A 17262-nucleotide genomic window follows, 5' to 3' on the forward strand; every position below is an offset into this window, starting at 1 on the left:
TCCGATGACCGGGCACCTCTGGAGGAATAGGTTGCCCTATACACCTGTCGCTCCATAGACCCTGTGGCCCGTCCCTCACCTGTGACTCACCTCACCACCTTCCACAGAACCTCCTCTCGACGATCCCCCCTTATCCCCCCTTACCGGCCTGTTTATGCCTACCATTTGATGCGATGCCTTTCTCCTTCCCTGCCCGCGGCCAGGACGCGGTGCGCCGGCACGCGGCTCAGCGCCCCGGGCGCCGCGGCCGCTACTTGGCTGCGCTCGCCCTCAGCGGTTTGCTCGCCTTCACTGGGGCTGGGATGGTGCTGGCCTACCAAAGCGTGCAGAGCCGGGTGGCCACCCACGATCTGGATGAGATTCTCGGCCGGGGCGATGGTGCCGGCCACGCCAGTGGCAGCGACGACGACGCCGCGCCCGATGACCCCCTGAGCGGGCGCGCATACAACGTGATGCTGATGGGCTCGGATGCCCGCAACTCCGACAACGAGGACGACTACGGCTTCGCCGGCGGTATGCGCTCCGACACGAACCTCATCGTGCATGTGGCCGCGGACCGGTCCCGGGTGGACGTGGTCTCCATCCCCCGTGACCTGCTGGTGGACGTACCCAGTTGCCCGTTGCCGGACGGGCGACAGACCGCCCCGATGTCCGCCGGGTCCGACGACAACGGCACCCGGTTCAACGCCGCGTTCGCCTACGGCGGCCAGACCGGCGATGTCGCCTACGCCGCCGCCTGCACCATCCTGACCACCGAGGCGATGACGGGACTGCACATCGATGACTTCGTAGTGGTGGACTTCGAAGGCTTCGTAGAGGTAATCGACGCGATCGGCGGGGTACAGATGTGCTTCGACGAAGATATTGATGCCCCCAAGGCCAGGCTGCAGATCCACGCCGGCTGCCACCGCCTCGCCGGCGACACCGCCCTGGGTGTCGCCAGAGCCCGGGTGGGTGTCGATGACGGCTCCGACATCTCCCGGATAGAGCGCCAGCAGCAACTCTTCGGCGCCATCGCCGATGAGGTGCTCGGGTCCAATCTAGTCACGGACACCCCGGCGCTCTTCCGGTTCCTGCAGGCCACGGCCTCGGCGATGACCACCAGCGAACGGATCGGCAACCTGACAACCATGGGCGGACTGGCCTACTCCCTGCGGCACCTCGACACCAGCCACGTCACCTTCGCCACCGTCCCCTTCGACTGGGCCGGCAACGTGGTGGTCCAGAACGCGGATGGCGAACCGCTGTGGCAGTCCCTCCGCGACGACGAGCCGATGGTGCTACCCCAGGCCGACGACGAACCCCGCTCGGGCGATGAGGGGCCGGCGGATCAGGAGGCACCCGCGGACGGTCCCGCCGACCGTGACACCGATGAGGGCAGTCTGGAGGCCCGGACCAACGGGGCCGACGATCTGCTCGCCGGCGCGCGGGTATGAGCCAGCCCCCACGGCCCTCCGGCCGGCCGCGGGTCAACCCTCGACACGCCGCACTCCGCCGTCGTCGCGGGCGGGCCCGCCCGGGTGGGCCTGCCGCAGCCGCGGTCTTTGCCGCGGCCACCAACGCCTCCCCCACCACCCCCGGCTCCATCCGGCACGCCGCCGCGCGCGAGCAGCGCCGGCACGTTGCACTGGTGGCGTTGCTGGCGCTGGGGATGTTCGTGACCTCCGGGGTGGCCTGGGCCTACCGGGACCTGGACTCCAACATCCAAACCCATGACATCGACGACCTGCTCGGGGACGAGCGTCCAGAACCCCTCGAGGCTCCGGACCCGGAGGATCCCCACGCCGGCCAGGCCCTGAACGTGCTGCTGGTGGGCACCGATGACCGTTCCGGGGAGAACTTCGAGATCGGCGGGAGCACCACCCCCGGAGTGCGTTCGGACACCGTGATCGTGGCCCACGTCAGCGCCGACCGGGATCGGGTGGAGATGATCTCGATCCCCCGGGACTCCTGGGTCACGGTGCCTTCCTGCGAACTGCCCGACGGCACCGACACCAACCCCCGGGAGGGCAAGTTCAACGCCGCCTTCGAGATCGGCGGGCAGACGGGCGACGTGGGGTATGCCGCCGCATGCACGATCCGCGCCGTGGAGGCGCTGACGAACGTGCGCATGGACGGATTCATCGCGGTGGATTTCGTTGGATTCATTGACGTGGTGGACGCCCTCGGCGGGGTGCCGTACTGCGTACCCGAACCGATCAGTGACCGCCAGGCAGACATCGAACTCGAGGCCGGTGAGCAGGTTCTCGACGGCGAGCAGGCGCTGGGCTATGCCCGGGTGCGCAAGAGCCTGGGCGATGGCAGTGACATCCAACGCATCGACCGCCAGCAGGATCTGCTGGCCGCAACCGCACGGCATGTGCTGGACCAGAACCTGCTCACCGACGCCGGCAAACTCTACGCGTTCCTGGACGCGGCGACGTCCTCAGTGACCGCCTCGCGTGACTTCGGGTCGATCTCGGCACTCAGCGGCCTGGCCTACGCGCTACGCCACATCGACCTGGGTGAGATCACCTTCGCCACCGTCCCGGTGGTGGGCCGCGGCGATGGCGCGAACGTGGTGTGGACCGACGAGGCCACCGAACTCTGGGAAGCCATCGCCGCCGACCAGCCCCTGCACGTGACCGAGGAGCAGGAAGAGGAACTCATGGGTGCAGACGCCGACGACGGCGCCACCGCGACAGAGGGCACCGATGTCGATGGGGCGGACGCCGACACCGACTCCACCTCCCCCGATGACGGCTCCACCGGGCCTACGCTCGATGGGTCCACAGCCGAACAGCAGAACGGACCATGCGGGTAAGCCGATGAGCCAGACGCCCCCTGAGGGAACATCACGTGGCGCCAGTTCCGGACGCCGTCCGGGCAGGCGCCCACCCGGCGCCTCCCGTGCCCGCCGAGGCGGTCCGGCCCAGCCACTCGAGGCTGAAGCGGCCGGCGTTTCCGGAAGTGCGGGTGCACCTGGGGGTGGACGCGGACCGGCCCGGCGCCCACCCAGTTTCGCGCCGCGGTCACCCGCGGTACCGGGTGATCCGGGGCGGGCCGCTCAGGCCAGGGTTACAGGCGTGGCGGTTCCGACCAGGGCGACCCGCCGCCGTCGATCCCGCCGGGGGGTCGGCCACCGGCCGGACCTGATCGCACCCGGGTGATGCCGGCAGACCACCCCGCCGGTCAGCAGGCGAGCCACCGGCCCGCGGCAGCGCCGCCGTCCTCGGTCCCTCCCTCTCAGCCTCCCACCCCGGTGGCACCTCGCGGTGGGCGCCCGCGCCGCCGTCGCCGGGGCCGGGGAGTGCTCCTGGCGTTCGTGCTGTTGCTGGTGCTGATCCTGGCCTGGCCGGTGGGCCTGCTGATCTGGGCGAACGGCAAGATCCAGCACGTGGACGCCGGGGAGTCCTCCCTCAGCACCGCCGGGACCACCTACCTGCTGGCCGGGTCGGACTCGCGCGACGACGATGAGAACTTCACCCACGACCCCACCGAGGGTCAGCGTGCGGACACGATCATGATCCTGACGGTGCCCCCGAGTGGAAACACCTCGCTGATCTCCCTGCCGCGGGACACGTACATGGAGATCCCCGGGCACGGCTGGAACAAACTCAACGCCGCCTACTCCTGGGGCGGGCCCGAGTTGCTGCGCGCCAGCGTGGAGTCCCTGACCGGCATCGAGGTGGACCACTACGTCGAGATCGGCATGGGTGGTCTGGCGAACGTGGTCGACGCCGTGGGCGGGGTGGAGTTGTGCCTGGACTACGACGTCTCCGACCGGGACTCCCGGCTGGAGTGGGAGGCCGGGTGCCACATCTCCGACGGTGACACGGCGCTGGCCTTTGCCCGGATGCGCGCGGCGGACCCAATGGGTGACATCGGGCGCACCCTGCGCCAGCAGCAGGTGATCCAGGCCATCACGTCCACCGTGGCCGACCCCGCCCTGGCGGTGCGGCCGGGCCAGCAGGTGGACCTGCTGGAGTCGGGCCTGGGGGCGCTGTACGTCTCGGAGAACAGCAACATCATCGACCTGGGCCGGATGGCTCTGGCCTTTCGCAATGCCACCGGCCCGGACGGAGTGCGCGGGGCCCCGCCGATCGCCTCGATGAATCACCGCCCCGGTGGGGTGGGCTCCACCGTGCTGCTGGAGGACCATTACCCCGCCTTCTTCGCCTCCGTGGCCGATGGCACCGTCGAGCAGGGCGACGTCGACGGCGACGACTGATAGCAGGGATTACGTTACGACTGGCGCTGGACCATCCTGGACCGGGTGCTGGCCCTGGGCCCGGTGCACCATTCTGTCGATGATCGCCGCCGCGACGTCGTTGGGCTGGCCGTAGGCGGGGTAGTGGTGGATCGACAGGTTCGCGTTGGCGTTCAGTTCCAGGATGATCGCTCCGGCCGGGTCCTGCGGCGCGTTCACCATCAGATCGACACCAGCCACTCTCAAGCCCGGAACCACACGAACGGCTTCCACAGCGATCCTCTTCAACTCCGGATGCATCGAGGAGGTGACGTCGACGGACTCTCCGCCCTGGTGAATGTTCCCCACATTGTTCAGCAGTACCACCGACCCTTCGGCAGGAACCGAGTCTCCGCTGATGCCCATCTTCCGGAGGTAGTGGTGGTCCACGACGATCGGGGTTCGCCCATGGTAGTCATTCAGACTCCGACGCTCAGCCTTGATGGCGAGCAGTTGGGTGATGGAGGAAACCCCGTCACCGATCACGTAGGCAGGTACCCGCGATGCCGCAGCGACCACCTGGTCCTCGACGACGAACGCGCGGATGTCCAACCCGGAGATCTGTTCCTCGACCACGATGCGATCTCGCCGACTCGTCGCCTCCTTCGCCTTGGTCCACGCCTGCCTGAACTCCTCCTCGTTGCTGATTCCGGTGGAGATTCCCCTGCCGGCCCGTCCCCCTGAAGGCTTGATGACCGCGTCGCGGCCGAGCCGGTACAGGTACGCCAGCCCTTCGGAGGCCCCGTCAGCAGCGAACGTGGCTCCCCGCGCCATCGGAAGGCCATGACGCTCCAGCACGACTCTCGTCGCATGCTTCGAGGCGCAGATCTGAGTCGCGAAGTAACTCGCCAGCGATGTGGTCAGCCGGCTCATCCCGCCCACGGGCTCACCGTCGAGCAGGAAGTGGATGAGGTCTCCCGATCGGACGACCTCGAGCCCTCGTTCTCGAGCCGCTGTCACGATCGACTCCTTGTGCCCAGGCGCTGTCGGATACTCGTTGAACTCCGCGCCGGTGCCCACCACTCGACTCTCGATGAAGTCGGCGACGAGTTCTGCCGTACGGGCTCTCGGGCCTGACTCGTTCACCACGCCGGCGGCCAAGGAGGAGGTTCCGACCTGCTCGAGCGGGTCCTGGCTCTCCGGGTCCGGGTGGAAAGCATCCGAGATCGCTCCGGTCGCGGATTGGACCTCGAAGGCAGATCGCTCTCGTTCCGCCTTAGGCCCGATGCGCGCCAGCATCCGCTCCAAGCCGCGCACCTCACGGTGGCGCTTCAGCCTCTCCAGATGCTGACTACGAAGTCCCGCCAGCACTTTCAAACCGATCAGGGCGAGTGATCCGGAGTAGAGCACGAGCGCGAGGTGTTGCAGGATCCCCCAGCCTGCGACCTTCTCGATGGTCAGCAGCAGCGTGCCGCCGCCGACCAGGCTCACGAAGACCAGCCCGGCCCTCGACCGGAGCGCTTGCAGCATCCCAGTTCCTCTCTTCATGAATTAGCAGTGAATCAGTCGGCAACAACCGGTGTGAGGACGAGTTCGGCCGCGACTCCTCCGGCGACGATACCCGCGGCCCGTGCACGATCGGCGCCGATACGACGGCCATGCGGGATCCGGTATGCCGCTCCACATGGCCCAGATGCATGGGCTCACCGAGCACCCCGCGGTGACCAACGATCAACCGCGCTGCCGGGCGCGGGCAGGTGTGCTTGAGTAGATCCATGGCCCATACCAACGACGTCGACGTCATCCGCCGGTTGCTCACCACTCCTGGCCGGTGGGCAGTGGTGGGGCTGTCCACCAACACCGGCCGGGCGGCCTTCGGCGTCTCGGCCTACCTGCAACAAGGGCTCGGGATGGAGATCGTGCCGGTGCACCCCAAGGCCGAGACGGTGCACGGCCAGGCCGGCTACACCAGACTCGATGAGGTGCCCGGGGACATCGACGTGGTGGACGTCTTCGTCAACTCCACGCGCGCCGGGGACGTGGTGGACCAGGCCATCGCCCGCGGCGCCAAGGCGGTCTGGCTACAACTTGGCGTTATCGACGAGGCCGCGGCCGAGCGGGCCACCGCTGCCGGCTTGGACGTGGTGATGGACACCTGTCCGGCCATTGAGGGCCCACGCCTCGGGTTGGACTAGAGCCGAACCTCCTGCATGCCGGCGGCAGATCTCACCTAGGTTGCGCAGCCCGCTCCCCGCCCACCGATCCGGGCCGCCCGCGCTCGCCGTCCGCCATTACCCATAACCTGAGGTCCCATGGACACTGACTCGCTGCACGCCGCCCTGACCGACCTGGCCCGGAAGGGCGAGTTCTCCGGGACGGTGCGCATCGACTCGGCCGACCGCACCCTGTTCGAGGGTGCCTACGGCCCGGCGTCCTACACCTGGAACGTCCCGGCCACGATGAGCACCCGGTACGACTGCGCCTCGGTCACCAAACTCTTCACCGCGGTGGCCACCCTGCAACAGGTCGCAGCCGGCGCCTTCACGCTGCAGACCTCCGCGATCGACTACCTCGGCCTGACCGGCACCACCATCTCCCCCGCCGTCACGGTGCACCACCTGCTCTCCCACACCTCCGGCATCGGTGACGACGCCGATGAGGAGGCCGGGGAGTCCTACGAGGCGCTCTGGGTGGACACCCCGAACTACTCGGTGCGTCAGACCGCCGATTTCCTGCCGAACTTCGTCAACAAACCCGCCAACTTCGCCCCCGGCAAGGGTGCGCGGTACTGCAACGTCTCCTACATCCTGCTCGGGCTGATGATCGAGAAGGCCACGGGGCGCTCCTACCGCGACTACGTCGTCGAACACGTCTTCGCCCGGCCGGGATGAGCCGCGCGGGATTCTTCGCCATGGACCGGGTGGTCCCCGACGTCGCCGAAGGCGTGGAAGCCGACGACGGCGGGTGGCGGCGCAACATCTATTCCTACCCACCGATCGGGTCACCGGACGGCGGCGCGCACGTGTGCGCAGCAGATCTGCTCGCCTTCCACCGCGCCCTGCGCGCCGGTGAACTGTTGCCGGCCGAACTCGCCGAGGCCATGATCACCCCGCATGCGACCCACTCGGTGGACCCCGAGAACGGCGTCGTCCACGCGATGGGCTACGGGTTCGAGATCTCCACCGACCCCGGCGCCGTGGTGCGTTCCTACTGGAAGGAGGGCGTCAACACCGGGGCCAGCGCGATGCTGCGGCACTACCCGGGCGCCGCCGTCACCGTGGCGGTGCTGAGCAACCTCGAGGACGGGGTCTGGGAACCGGTGGACCTGATCAACGATGCCGTGCAGTCGCTCTAACCGGTATCGCGTCGACCCTGGCACCCGCTGACTTCGCGCCATCGGGACCGAGTGAGCGCCAAACGCCGTGCGCGTTCGGTCCAGAATCCGCGAAGTCAGCCTCGGCCGGCCAACTCAGAGCACCGGACCGGCGCTCACAGGACCTTGTTGAGAAAGGCCCGGGTGCGTTCGTGCTGCGGGTTGTCGAAGATCTCCTGCGGGGAGCCCTCTTCCACCAGGACGCCGCCGTCCATGAAGAGGACGCGGTCGCCGACCTCGCGGGCGAAGCCCATCTCGTGGGTGACCACCACCATCGTCATCCCCTCGAGTGCCAGGTCCTTCATCACGGCCAGCACCTCACCGACCAGTTCGGGGTCAAGGGATGAGGTCGGCTCATCGAACAGCATGATCTTGGGTTCCATGGCCAGCGCCCGGGCGATCGCCACCCGCTGTTGCTGCCCGCCCGACAGGCTCCCGGGGTAGGCGTTCTCCTTCTCCTCCAGCCCGACCTTCTTCAGCAGGGCTCGCCCGCGGTCCCGGGCCGCAGCCTTGCTGAGCCGGCGCACCTTCATCGGGGCGAGCATGATGTTCTCGATCACCGACTTGTGCGGGAACAGATTGAACTGTTGGAACACCATGCCGATCTCGGCGCGCACGGCGTCGATCTTGACCCGGCGATCGGTGAGGGAGTGCCCGTCGATCACCACCTCGCCACTGGTGACCTCCTCGAGCAGGTTCAGGCACCGCAAGAAGGTGCTCTTACCCGAGCCCGAGGGCCCGATCACGCAGACGACCTCCTGCTCGGCGACGCTGCAGTTGATCCCGGCGAGGACCTCGTGATCACCGAAGGACTTGTGCAGGTCCGTGACGTCAATGATCATGCCCGGCGCTCCAAACGCTTCTCGATACCTCGTAGGACGATCGACAGGGTGAGTGTGATCGCGAGGTAGAACGCTGCCACGGTTGTGTAGATCTCCACGGCGTTGAAGTGGTTCGCCACCACGAGCCGGCCCTGGAAGATGAGTTCGGGAACCAGGATCACCGAAAGCAGCGAGGTGTCCTTGATGCTGATGATGAACTGGTTGCCCAGCGGTGGGATCATCCGTTTGAACGCCTGGGGCCAGATCACATGACGCATCGTGGTGCGGGCGTCCAGTCCCAGGGACCGGCCGGCCTCGTTCTGACCCTTGTCGATGGACTGCACGGCACCGCGCACGATCTCGGCGATGTAGGCCCCGGAGTTGAGGGCGATCACGATGATGCCCGCCACCACCGAGGGCAGGGTGTAGGCGATGATCAGCGGCAGGGCGAAGTAGATCCAGATGGCCTGGACCAGCACCGGGGTTCCGCGGATCGCCTCGACGTAGATGATGGCGATCCAGTTAATCACCTTGAATCGGCTCAGCCGGCCCAGGCCCGCGATCGCCCCCAGGACGAACCCGATCGCCAGGCCGCCCACCGAGACCAGCAGCGTGTAGTACAGCCCTCGCGTGAGGGCCGGCAGGAACTCGACGACCCCTGCCCAGTTGAAGCCGAATATGGCGTCCATGCGCGGTGTGCCTTCCGTCAAAAGGCGGGTGCTCGGTGAGCACCCGCCTTTCGGAACGTGGTGGGAGGGTCAGTCGGCCGATGCCGCCAGTTCATCCAGCCACTCCGGCTGCTCGCCGAACCAGGACTCGTAGATCTCGGCGTAGGTGCCGTCGTCGATCATGGTCGCGATCGCCTCGTTCATCGCCTCGACCAATGCCTCGTTGCCCTGGGTGACGGCGATGCCATAATCCTGGGCCTCGAGCAGCTCACCGGTCACCCGCAGGCTGTCCTCACCGGCGGTGGCGACGTAGTACTCCACGTTCGGAGCGTCATAGAGAATGGCGTCCGAGCCGCCGCCCTCCACCGACAGGTAGGCCTGGTCCAACTGCTCGTAGGTGTTGGCCGTGGCTCCCTCGATGTTCTGCTCGATGTAGTCCGCGCTCGTGGAACCCAGCCGGGTGGCGATCGTGAGGTCCTCGAGGTCCTCCACGCCCTGGATCTGCTCGTCATCGACCGGAGCGGCGATGCGCAGGCCCGACTTGTAGTACGGGCTGGTGTAGTCGATGACCTGGGCACGCTCGTCGGTGATGGTGATGCCGGCGATCGCGATGTCGAATGAACCGGTCTGCAGGCCCGGGATGATCCCGTCGAAGTTGGTCGTCTCCAGTTGGACGTCGAACCCGACCTCGTCGGCGATGTGGTTGATCATGTCCATGTCGAAGCCGACGTACTCACCACCCTCTTCGAAGGCGAAGGGCACGAACGAGGTGTCCGATGCGACCACGTAGGTGTCCTCCAGGTCGGCGTCGGCGCCGCCGTTGCCGCCGTCGTCTCCGCATGCCGCCAGACCGAGAGCCAGCGCCGACACGCCGATCAGGGAGAGGGTCGTCCTTTGCCGATTCTTGTTCGTCACGTGGCGCCTTTCAGCCAATATCTGCGTTTTGGGACAAGAATCGAGCATACATGGCCCCCGAACGTCCCTTGCCGGAGGAGACCGGGGTGCCCTTCCGGTGGTCACAGCCCTCTCCGTCCTCGGTGGCCGCGGCGCCCACCGGCCCGCATTAGGCTGCTCGGATGGACCCGTGGAGCGAGTTCGAGAGCGAACTCAACAACCGGTGCCGCGCTCTGGCGGACGGCACGTTCTTCATCGTCGAGGGCCCGGCGCGCACCAAGGAGCGCATCGCCGGGCTGTTCGGCCGGAAGCGGCGCACCCAGGAGGTGCACCTGTTCGCCCAGTACCTGCGGATGGGCAACGTGCTCTACGCCGAACTGGTCGGTGGTTCGCACGTAGGCGGGGACTTCCCCTGGACCGACGCCGAGGACGCCGCCCTGCGCCGGCTGGGCTGGCAGGCCCCCGAGGCGGAGAAGGCGGCCCCGATGTATGGCGCCTACTTCCCTGCCCAGGCTCCCGCCGAGACCGACCTGTACCTGCCCGGCACCCTGGGTGAGGAGGCCGCCGCACTGGTGACGCACTCCCTGATGGAGGTCGCCGGCGTCGGGCACCCCCGGGAGTTGCGGATCACCACCACCTGAACGGACCCCCCCGAAACTGGGGCGTTCCCCAGACCCTGCCGGGAAGTCAACCCGGCAGAGTCCGGGGTTCGTCCGCCCTCCGAGGGTTCAGGGCCCGTCCCGGTAGTCCAAGAACCTGCGCAACCGGTCGGGGCGGTCGGTGATGATCCCGTCCACGCCCGCAGCCACCAACCGTTCCCACTGGGCCACCTCGTTGGCGGTCCACACCATGACCTGCAGCCCGGCCCGGTGCGCGCGGGTCACCAGGCCGGGATCCGCCAGCACCCGGGTGAACGCGGGGTTGCACGCCACCGCACCCAGGTGCCGGCTGAGGGTGACGACCTCATCGTCGAACCGTGAACTCAGGAACCCCGGCCGCACGTCCGGGGTCGCCCGGCGAACCGTGGTGAGAACGTCCGGGAAGAAACTCTGCACGAGCACCCGGTCGGCCAGGCCGGCCGCCTTCAGATCGGACAGGACCTGCCCCAGCGGCCCGGCCAGCCAGGGGTCCTTGAACTCCAGCAGCAACTCGGTGCCCGGGGAGCGCACTAAGAGATCCAGGATGTCCCCGAACAGGGGGATCCGGACTCCGGCGAAGGCAGGGTCGAACCAGGACCCGGCGTCGAACCGGCCGATCTCGGCCGCATCCAGGTCCGCCACCGCTCCACTGGCGTCGGTGGTGCGGTCCACGGTGGCGTCGTGGATCACGACGCCCTCGCCGTCGGCACTGCAGTGCAGGTCGATCTCGATCATGTCCGCCCCACCCCGCACCGCGGCGGCGAAGGCGGGCAGGGTGTTCTCCGGGGCCACCATGGAGTCGCCGCGGTGGGCGATCACCAGCGGGTGGCGCCGCGGCGCCGGGCCCGTGCCCGGCGTCGCGGCCGGCCGGACCGTACTCACAGGTAGGGCTCGACGTTCTCGCTGAAGGCCCGCTCGAGTTGGGCGGCCACGTTGGGGAACACGTCCTCGGCGTCGCTGCCCTGCAGGATGATCTCCTCCCACCCGTCGGTGATGATCTGGTCACCACCGGGGGTGAACACTCGGACCCAGTCCTGGGTGCGGGTGCGCTCGAGCTGGTCCACCGAGGTGCGGAACTGGGGCACCTCCTCATACAACGCACTCATGGTCTCGCCCTCGATCGCGGAGTGGCGCACCGGCATGTACCCGGTGCCGGCGGAGTAGTCCGCGGTGTTCTCCGCGTTGGTGAGGAAGGCCAGGAACATCGCCCCGGCCAGTTGCTGGCCGGGTTCGCGGTCGGCCGCGATGGCGATCCCGGTGCCGCCGGTGGGCACAGTCGGTCCCGGCACCGGACCCTCGGGCAGGAACGCCGCGCCCAACTCGAAGGTCGCGGCCTCCAGGTGCCCGGTCAGGGCACCGGTGGAACCGACCAGGGAGGCGAACATGCCGGCCTGGAAGTCGGCGTTGTTCTGGGCGCTGAACCCGGCGTAGGCGCCGTCACCGTGGTACAAGTCGCGTACGAAGCGCCCGGCGGCGATCGACTCCTCGGTCTCCAGGGTGACGTCCCACTCCTCGCTCATCGCCGCACCCAGGCCCCAGGAGACGTTGGAGTACCACCAGGCCGACCACGACGGGCCGTGGCTGAGCCCCAGTGGCGCGCCCTCACCGGGCACCACGCCCCAGAGCGCCTCGGACCAGCCGGCCAACTCCTCCCAGGTCTCCGGCCCGCGGTCGGGCAGCCCCGCGGCCTCCCACATGTCCCGGTTGTAGTAGAACAGCGGGGTGGAGCGGGCGTAGGGCACCGCGTAGTGCAGGCCTTCGTAGGCGTAGTCCTCGTAGAAGGTGTCCACGAAGTCGTCGGTGTCCACACCCAGGTGCGCGAACAGGTCATCGACGGGGATGATCTGGCCGTTGACGAAGTAGCGGAACCACCACACGTCGCTGGCCCCGACCAGGTCCGGGATCTCCGAGGTGCTCGAGGCGGCCTGGAAGCGCTGGGCGATCTCGTCGTAATTGGCGCCGGCGGTGACCAGTTCCACCTCGATGCCGGTCTCGGCGGTGAAGGCGTCGATCATCGACTGCTCCCACTCCATGGTGTTGCCGGGATGGTTGGACCACCAGGTGATCCGCTCGGCCGGGTCCACCCCGTCCCACTCGGTCTGGGTGGTGTCGGCGCGGGCGGTGTCCCCGCCCACGGAGGGGCCGCCGCCACAGGCGGAGAGCAGGCCGGCGGTCGCGGCCGCCCCACCCAGGGTGAGGACGTTGCGGCGAGAGGGTGTCCAGGTCTCCTTGGTACGTGGGGTCCACAGGGGCGGACGACGACGAGAGGCAGATGACATCAGGGGTTCTCCTTCGAAGAACTCATCGGGGGTGATATCGGTTGGTTCGGGACGGTTCGGAAACGGGGGCGAGAGGCCGCGGGGCGGGAGCGAGGGCAAGAGTCCGCAAGGGGCGCATCGCCGTCGGACCTCACCCGGTCACCGCACCGGCGGTCAGGCCGGCGACCAGGCGACGTTGCAGGATCAGGAAGATCACCAGGATCGGCAGCGTGACCAGGGTGGTGGCCGCCATCAGCACACCCCAGTTCTGCATCCCCTCCACCCGTTGGAGCAGCGTCAGCCCCACCGGCAGCGGCATCGTGGAGGGGTTGTCCACCACGAGCATCGGCCACAGGTACTCGTTCCACTCCCCCACGATCGAGACCAGCGACACCGCCGCGATGGTCGGCACCGACATCGGCACCACGAACCGCCACAGCCGGCGGTAGTGCCCGGCGCCGTCGAGTTGGGCGGCCTCCAGCACCGAGACCGGCAGGCCGAGGAAGTACTGGCGGAACAGGAACGTGCCGAATGCACTGGCCAGGCCCGGCACGATGATGCCCTGGTAGGTGTTCAGCCAGCCCAGGTTCGCGATCAGGGTGTAGTTGGGAATGATCGTGATCTGCCCGGGGATGAGCAGGGCGAACAGCACCAGCACGAAGGCGGTCTTCCGCAGCGGCACGTCCACGAACACCAGCGCGTAGGCGCAGGCCAGGCCCAGCAGCACCTTCAACCCGGCGCCCACGGTGGTGATCAGCACGGAGTTGAAGAACATCCGCGCGATCGGGATGGCGGTGGCGACCTCACCGTAGTTGGACAGGTCGAACACCTCCGGGAGCCAGGCCAACGGAACGGCGTAGATCTCGGCCGAGGTCTTGATGCTGGCGAGCAGCATCCAGATCAGCGGCACCGACATGATCACGATCACCGCGACCATCACCGCATAGAGCAGCACCTCCAGCGGCAGTCGCCTCAGCCGCGCCTGCCGGCGCCGACGACGACGGATCTCGGTGCGGTCCAGGCCCTGCGCGGCGCCGGGCTGGGGTGCCGGGGAATCATCCGTGGTGGCCGTGGCCGGGGTCAGCACGCTGGTCACGAGTAGTGCACCTTCCGCTCGACGAACTTCAGTTGGATGGCGGTGATGACCAGCAGGATCACGAACAGGATCGTGGCCGCGGCCGAGGCGTAGCCGGCCCGGCCGGTCTGGAAGCCCTCGACGTAGATCTGGTACATCAACGTGGTGGTCGAGCCCAGCGGGCCGCCGTCGGTCATCGCCCGGATCAGGTCGAAGGACTGCAGCGAACTGAGCATCGTGGTGATGAGCAGGAAGAAGGTCACCGGGCCCAGCAGCGGGAAGATCACCGAGAAGAAGGTGCGGGCCTTGGAGGCCCCGTCGATCGCGGCCGCATCACGCAGGTCCTGCGGCACCGCCTGCAGGCCGGCCAGGTAGATCAGGGCCACATAGCCCACGTGCTTCCACAGGTAGACGATCATGATCATCACCAGCGCCCACGGGGTGGTGGAGTACCACTGCGGGGAGGAGGCGCCGATGTTGTCCAGGAGCACCTTGAGCAGCCCGTAGCGGGGGTTGAAGATGTACAGCCACAACATCCCCACCGCGATCCCGGAGAGCACGTAGGGCGCGAACGCCAGGGTGCGGGCGATGCCCCGCCCGCGCAGTTTCTGGTTCAACAGCAACGCCAGGCCCAGGCCGAGCACGAGACCCCCCCACGGTGACGAGGCCGAACACGGCGGTGGTGGCCACCACGGTGGGGGTGCGGGAGTCGGTGAACCACTCCACGTAGTTGCCCAGTCCGACGAACCGTGCCATCGACGAGCCCAGGTTCCACTGCAGCGTCGAGTAGTAGAAACTCAGGAGCATGGGCCGGTAGGTGAAGATCAGCAGGATGGCGATGTTGGGGCCGGCCAGCAGCAGGAACGCCAGGATGTTTCGCCCCTTCCATCGCGTGCGCCGCTGGGGCGGGCGGGCCGTTGCGCTCGGGGCTGGTGGGTTCGCGGGCGCGGATCCGAGCGCGGCACCGGCGAGGGCCGGTGAAGTGCTGCTCATCGTTCTCCTTGGGTACGGCCGGGCCGGACGTGGACATGCTGACGCCATGCCCGGTGCCGGCTGTTGGAACTCGGCTGGTCGGGCAGAGGCAGGGACCGGGATGATCCCCGGGCGGCGGTCACCAGGGCGGGCGGTGTTGCTCCCCGGCCCTGATGCGCGACCGGGATCGAGTCTGGCAGCGGCACCTGAACGGTTCTTCCCCGCACGGCGAACGGTGGGCTAACGATCACCGACCGGTGCGTATCCGTTGCCCGGACACGGCCGTGGCCGACGCCGGGGCAGGCCTACGAGGGCGCTCAGCCCACCGCCCGGGTCAGGCCCGCGAGCGAGGGCGGTCCCGCAACAGCGCCGCTACGGCGGTGCGCAGCCGCGGCCCGAAGGGCACCTCGACGCACTTGTGCAGCACCCAGGCCAGCGCGATCGCCACGGCCGTGGCCGCGGCCACGCTCACGGCGGCGGGCACGTGATCGGACAGCATCGAGATCACCCACCAGCCCCAGTACTGGTGGATCAGGTACAGCGGATAGGTCAGGCCACCGATCACGGTGAGCCACTTCCAATTCAGGTACTGCAGCCGGGTCCAGCTCAGGGCCGCCACCGACGCGAAGCAACCCAGGGTGAGGACGCCCAGGATCCACGGGTTGAGTTCGAAGGGGGGTGCGCTCGGCCACCTGGGTACTCAACCCCGGTACCCCGTGCACCAGCCCGAGTGCCACGTTCACCGCCAGCACCGCCCAGCGGGCCAGGCTGTGCCCGCGGCAGTGGATGAGGTAGATGACCATTCCGCCGGCGAAGAAGGGGGCATGGCGGTAGATCAGCCAGTCCCACACGTGCGGCACCTCCGCGAGCGCGAATGCCCAGGACACCAGCGGCCATGCCAGCGCCACGATCAGCACCCGGCGGGTGGTGATACCGATGAGCAGGAAGATGATCATCAGCAGGTAGAACTTCATCTCCACCCACAGGGTCCAGTACACCCCGTCCACGTGGCTGATCCCGAAGGCGGACTGGAACATGGTCAGGTTCACCGCTACCTGCCCCGCGCCGGGAGCCCGGCCGGGGTTCCACAGCAGCAGCAACAGCACCGAGGTGGCCAGCACCGCCACCCAGTAGGCCGGGTAGAGCCGGGCGGCCCGGGAGGCGACGAACCGGCGCAGCCCCCCCGACCCTGGGCCGACATCAGGATCACGAACCCGGAGATCACGAAGAACAACGAGGGGGCCAGCGCACCGTAACCGAACCACACCCCCACCGGCCCGGTGGCCTCCTCCACCGACTCCCCCCAGACCGCATCGGAGTAGGTGTCGAATGCGCCGAAGTGGTACAGCAGCACCGCGAACGCAGCGAAGAAGCGCAGCCCGTCCAGTCCGCGCAACCGGGCGCGTGGCCGCGCGGGTCCGCTCTCGGCGTGCTCATCCGATGCCGGGTGGGCCAATGTCGCGGACGCAGGAAGCTCCGGTCGGGTGGCTGTCACGAGAGGCGACGCTAGCGCCGTTCCCGCTGCGTCGGACACCCGATGTGACCGAGGCCACCGAGGGGGCGGGCCGGCTTCGGCGATGACGACGGCGCCCGGCGCAGGCCGCGGTTGCGCCGGGACTCCGTGCTGCCGGGTGTCCCCGCGCGGGGTTATGAATTGTGGAGCGAGGCGCTCTGGCCCCGCCTGCGACCGAGCGTCGCGGCCGCCTCCGGCACGGACCGAGGATCAGGAGGCGCTGAACCCCGGCGTCTGGTTGCGCTTGGCGCGCAGCCGCTCCCCCTTGGCCCGGGCGTCGGCGCGCAGGTCCTGCTGGAAGGCGGACATCTTCTCCCGCAGCTGCGCGGCGGCGTCGTCCTCCCCAGCGGCCAGCATCCGCACCGCCAGCAGCCCGGCGTTGCGCGCACCCCCGACCGACACCGTGGCCACCGGCACCCCCGCAGGCATCTGCACGATGGACAGCAGCGAGTCCATCCCGTCCAGATGTGCCAACGGGACGGGCACTCCGATCACCGGCAGCGGGGTGAGGGAGGCGAGCATCCCGGGCAGGTGCGCGGCACCCCCGGCCCCGGCGATGATCACCCGCACTCCGCGAGCGGCGGCGCCTGAGCCGAAGTCGACCATCTCGTGGGGCATCCGGTGCGCGGAGACCACATCCACGTGCGCCTGGAGGCCGAACTCCGCCAGGGCCTCGACCGCCTGGCCCATCACCGGCCAGTCCGAGTCCGAGCCCATCACCACCGCCACCTGCGGCAGCCGGGCATCCTGGCCGGTCCCGCCGGACACCCCGGGCGCCGAGCCGGTTGTAGTGCCGGTGGCCATCGTCCCGGGGACCTCGGCGCCGTGGGTGGCGGTGCCGGCGGCCGGGGGGTGCTCCTCGTTCGCCGTCGGTTCGGTCAT

Annotated in this window: 15 protein-coding genes and 2 pseudogenes; 6 read left to right on the forward strand and 11 right to left on the reverse strand. The window is 68.5% G+C overall.

All coding sequences use genetic code 11. The features are described from left to right. Window positions 1-173 precede the first annotated feature (173 nt). From ACRRRO_RS02230 to ACRRRO_RS02240, 3 genes are all read left to right on the forward strand, one after another. A complete protein-coding gene (locus ACRRRO_RS02230; protein ID WP_424797989.1) occupies window positions 174-1436 on the forward strand; it encodes an LCP family protein in 1263 nt (420 codons plus the stop codon). After that, window positions 1433-2803 carry an LCP family protein gene (locus ACRRRO_RS02235; protein WP_424797988.1) on the forward strand — a complete coding sequence of 457 codons (1371 nt, stop codon included), beginning with the start codon at window positions 1433-1435 and terminating at the stop codon, window positions 2801-2803. Before ACRRRO_RS02230 ends, ACRRRO_RS02235 begins: the two co-directional genes overlap by 4 nt. 486 nt (window positions 2804-3289) lie before the next feature. After that, window positions 3290-4210 (forward strand): LCP family protein, encoded by a 921-nt coding sequence (locus tag ACRRRO_RS02240; protein ID WP_434081030.1) that lies wholly within the window; start codon window positions 3290-3292, stop codon window positions 4208-4210. A gap of 9 nt (window positions 4211-4219) precedes the next feature. Here the strand turns inward: ACRRRO_RS02240 and ACRRRO_RS02245 are convergent, their stop codons facing one another. Next, complete coding sequence (locus tag ACRRRO_RS02245) at window positions 4220-5698, reverse strand: hypothetical protein (RefSeq protein WP_424797986.1); 1479 nt, start codon at window positions 5696-5698, stop codon at window positions 4220-4222. 245 nt (window positions 5699-5943) lie between these two features. Between ACRRRO_RS02245 and ACRRRO_RS02250 the strand changes: the two genes are divergently transcribed. Both ACRRRO_RS02250 and ACRRRO_RS02255 read left to right on the forward strand, forming a co-directional pair. Continuing rightward, window positions 5944-6363 carry a CoA-binding protein gene (locus ACRRRO_RS02250; RefSeq protein ID WP_424797985.1) on the forward strand — a complete coding sequence of 140 codons (420 nt, stop codon included), beginning with the start codon at window positions 5944-5946 and terminating at the stop codon, window positions 6361-6363. Between the two features lie 117 nt (window positions 6364-6480). Next, a pseudogene (locus tag ACRRRO_RS02255) lies at window positions 6481-7523 on the forward strand (serine hydrolase domain-containing protein). Window positions 7524-7657: 134 nt separating this feature from the next. Here the strand turns inward: ACRRRO_RS02255 and ACRRRO_RS02260 are convergent. The 3 genes from ACRRRO_RS02260 to ACRRRO_RS02270 all read right to left on the reverse strand — a co-directional run bounded on the left by ACRRRO_RS02260 (window position 7658) and on the right by ACRRRO_RS02270 (window position 9945). Then, window positions 7658-8383, reverse strand: coding sequence for an amino acid ABC transporter ATP-binding protein (locus tag ACRRRO_RS02260; RefSeq protein WP_424797983.1), 726 nt, complete (start codon window positions 8381-8383; stop codon window positions 7658-7660). Then, window positions 8380-9051 carry an amino acid ABC transporter permease gene (locus ACRRRO_RS02265; protein ID WP_424797982.1) on the reverse strand — a complete coding sequence of 224 codons (672 nt, stop codon included), beginning with the start codon at window positions 9049-9051 and terminating at the stop codon, window positions 8380-8382. The genes ACRRRO_RS02260 and ACRRRO_RS02265 overlap by 4 nt, the downstream gene beginning before the upstream one ends. A gap of 69 nt (window positions 9052-9120) precedes the next feature. Further along, window positions 9121-9945 carry a transporter substrate-binding domain-containing protein gene (locus ACRRRO_RS02270; protein WP_424797981.1) on the reverse strand — a complete coding sequence of 275 codons (825 nt, stop codon included), beginning with the start codon at window positions 9943-9945 and terminating at the stop codon, window positions 9121-9123. A 161-nt stretch (window positions 9946-10106) separates the two neighbouring features. On the opposite strand from ACRRRO_RS02270, the gene ACRRRO_RS02275 reads away from it, so the two are divergent. Further along, window positions 10107-10565: a TY-Chap domain-containing protein gene (locus ACRRRO_RS02275; protein WP_424797980.1), complete on the forward strand. Its 459-nt coding sequence runs from the start codon at window positions 10107-10109 to the stop codon at window positions 10563-10565. 87 nt (window positions 10566-10652) lie between these two features. Here the strand turns inward: ACRRRO_RS02275 and ACRRRO_RS02280 are convergent, their stop codons facing one another. The 7 genes and pseudogenes from ACRRRO_RS02280 to purE all read right to left on the reverse strand — a co-directional run bounded on the left by ACRRRO_RS02280 (window position 10653) and on the right by purE (window position 17262). Beyond that, entirely contained in the window at window positions 10653-11444 is a 792-nt protein-coding gene (locus ACRRRO_RS02280) for a glycerophosphodiester phosphodiesterase (RefSeq protein ID WP_424797979.1), read from the reverse strand. Beyond that, window positions 11441-12841 (reverse strand): extracellular solute-binding protein, encoded by a 1401-nt coding sequence (locus ACRRRO_RS02285; protein WP_434081031.1) that lies wholly within the window; start codon window positions 12839-12841, stop codon window positions 11441-11443. The genes ACRRRO_RS02280 and ACRRRO_RS02285 overlap by 4 nt, the downstream gene beginning before the upstream one ends. A gap of 130 nt (window positions 12842-12971) precedes the next feature. Then, window positions 12972-13916: a carbohydrate ABC transporter permease gene (locus ACRRRO_RS02290; protein WP_424797977.1), complete on the reverse strand. Its 945-nt coding sequence runs from the start codon at window positions 13914-13916 to the stop codon at window positions 12972-12974. Next, window positions 13913-14888: pseudogene (locus tag ACRRRO_RS02295) on the reverse strand (carbohydrate ABC transporter permease). The gene ACRRRO_RS02290 and the pseudogene ACRRRO_RS02295 overlap by 4 nt, the downstream one beginning before the upstream one ends. A 296-nt stretch (window positions 14889-15184) precedes the next feature. Then, on the reverse strand, window positions 15185-15988 hold the full coding sequence (locus ACRRRO_RS02300) for an acyltransferase family protein (protein ID WP_434081032.1): 804 nt from the start codon (window positions 15986-15988) through the stop codon (window positions 15185-15187). Beyond that, window positions 15919-16362 (reverse strand): acyltransferase family protein, encoded by a 444-nt coding sequence (locus ACRRRO_RS02305; protein ID WP_434081033.1) that lies wholly within the window; start codon window positions 16360-16362, stop codon window positions 15919-15921. The genes ACRRRO_RS02300 and ACRRRO_RS02305 overlap by 70 nt, the downstream gene beginning before the upstream one ends. Before the next feature lie 228 nt (window positions 16363-16590). After that, window positions 16591-17262 carry a 5-(carboxyamino)imidazole ribonucleotide mutase gene (gene purE, locus ACRRRO_RS02310; protein WP_424797974.1) on the reverse strand — a complete coding sequence of 224 codons (672 nt, stop codon included), beginning with the start codon at window positions 17260-17262 and terminating at the stop codon, window positions 16591-16593.

It is taken from the genome of Sanguibacter sp. Z1732 (assembly GCF_051020515.1).
Classification (GTDB): Bacteria; Actinomycetota; Actinomycetes; order Actinomycetales; family Beutenbergiaceae; genus CALKWS01.

Bases quoted from the DNA above. Each gene is read 5' to 3' on its own strand.
- ACRRRO_RS02275 (WP_424797980.1), top strand. From the start codon at position 10,107: ATGGACCCGTGGAGCGAGTTCGAGAGCGAACTCAACAACCGGTGCCGC.
- ACRRRO_RS02250 (WP_424797985.1), top strand. From the start codon at position 5,944: ATGGCCCATACCAACGACGTCGACGTCATCCGCCGGTTGCTCACCACT.
- ACRRRO_RS02260 (WP_424797983.1), bottom strand. From the start codon at position 8,383: ATGATCATTGACGTCACGGACCTGCACAAGTCCTTCGGTGATCACGAG.
- ACRRRO_RS02230 (WP_424797989.1), top strand. From the start codon at position 174: ATGCCTTTCTCCTTCCCTGCCCGCGGCCAGGACGCGGTGCGCCGGCAC.
- ACRRRO_RS02245 (WP_424797986.1), bottom strand. From the start codon at position 5,698: ATGCTGCAAGCGCTCCGGTCGAGGGCCGGGCTGGTCTTCGTGAGCCTG.
- ACRRRO_RS02235 (WP_424797988.1), top strand. From the start codon at position 1,433: ATGAGCCAGCCCCCACGGCCCTCCGGCCGGCCGCGGGTCAACCCTCGA.
- purE (WP_424797974.1), bottom strand. From the start codon at position 17,262: ATGACCGAACCGACGGCGAACGAGGAGCACCCCCCGGCCGCCGGCACC.
- ACRRRO_RS02285 (WP_434081031.1), bottom strand. From the start codon at position 12,841: ATGTCATCTGCCTCTCGTCGTCGTCCGCCCCTGTGGACCCCACGTACC.
- ACRRRO_RS02265 (WP_424797982.1), bottom strand. From the start codon at position 9,051: ATGGACGCCATATTCGGCTTCAACTGGGCAGGGGTCGTCGAGTTCCTG.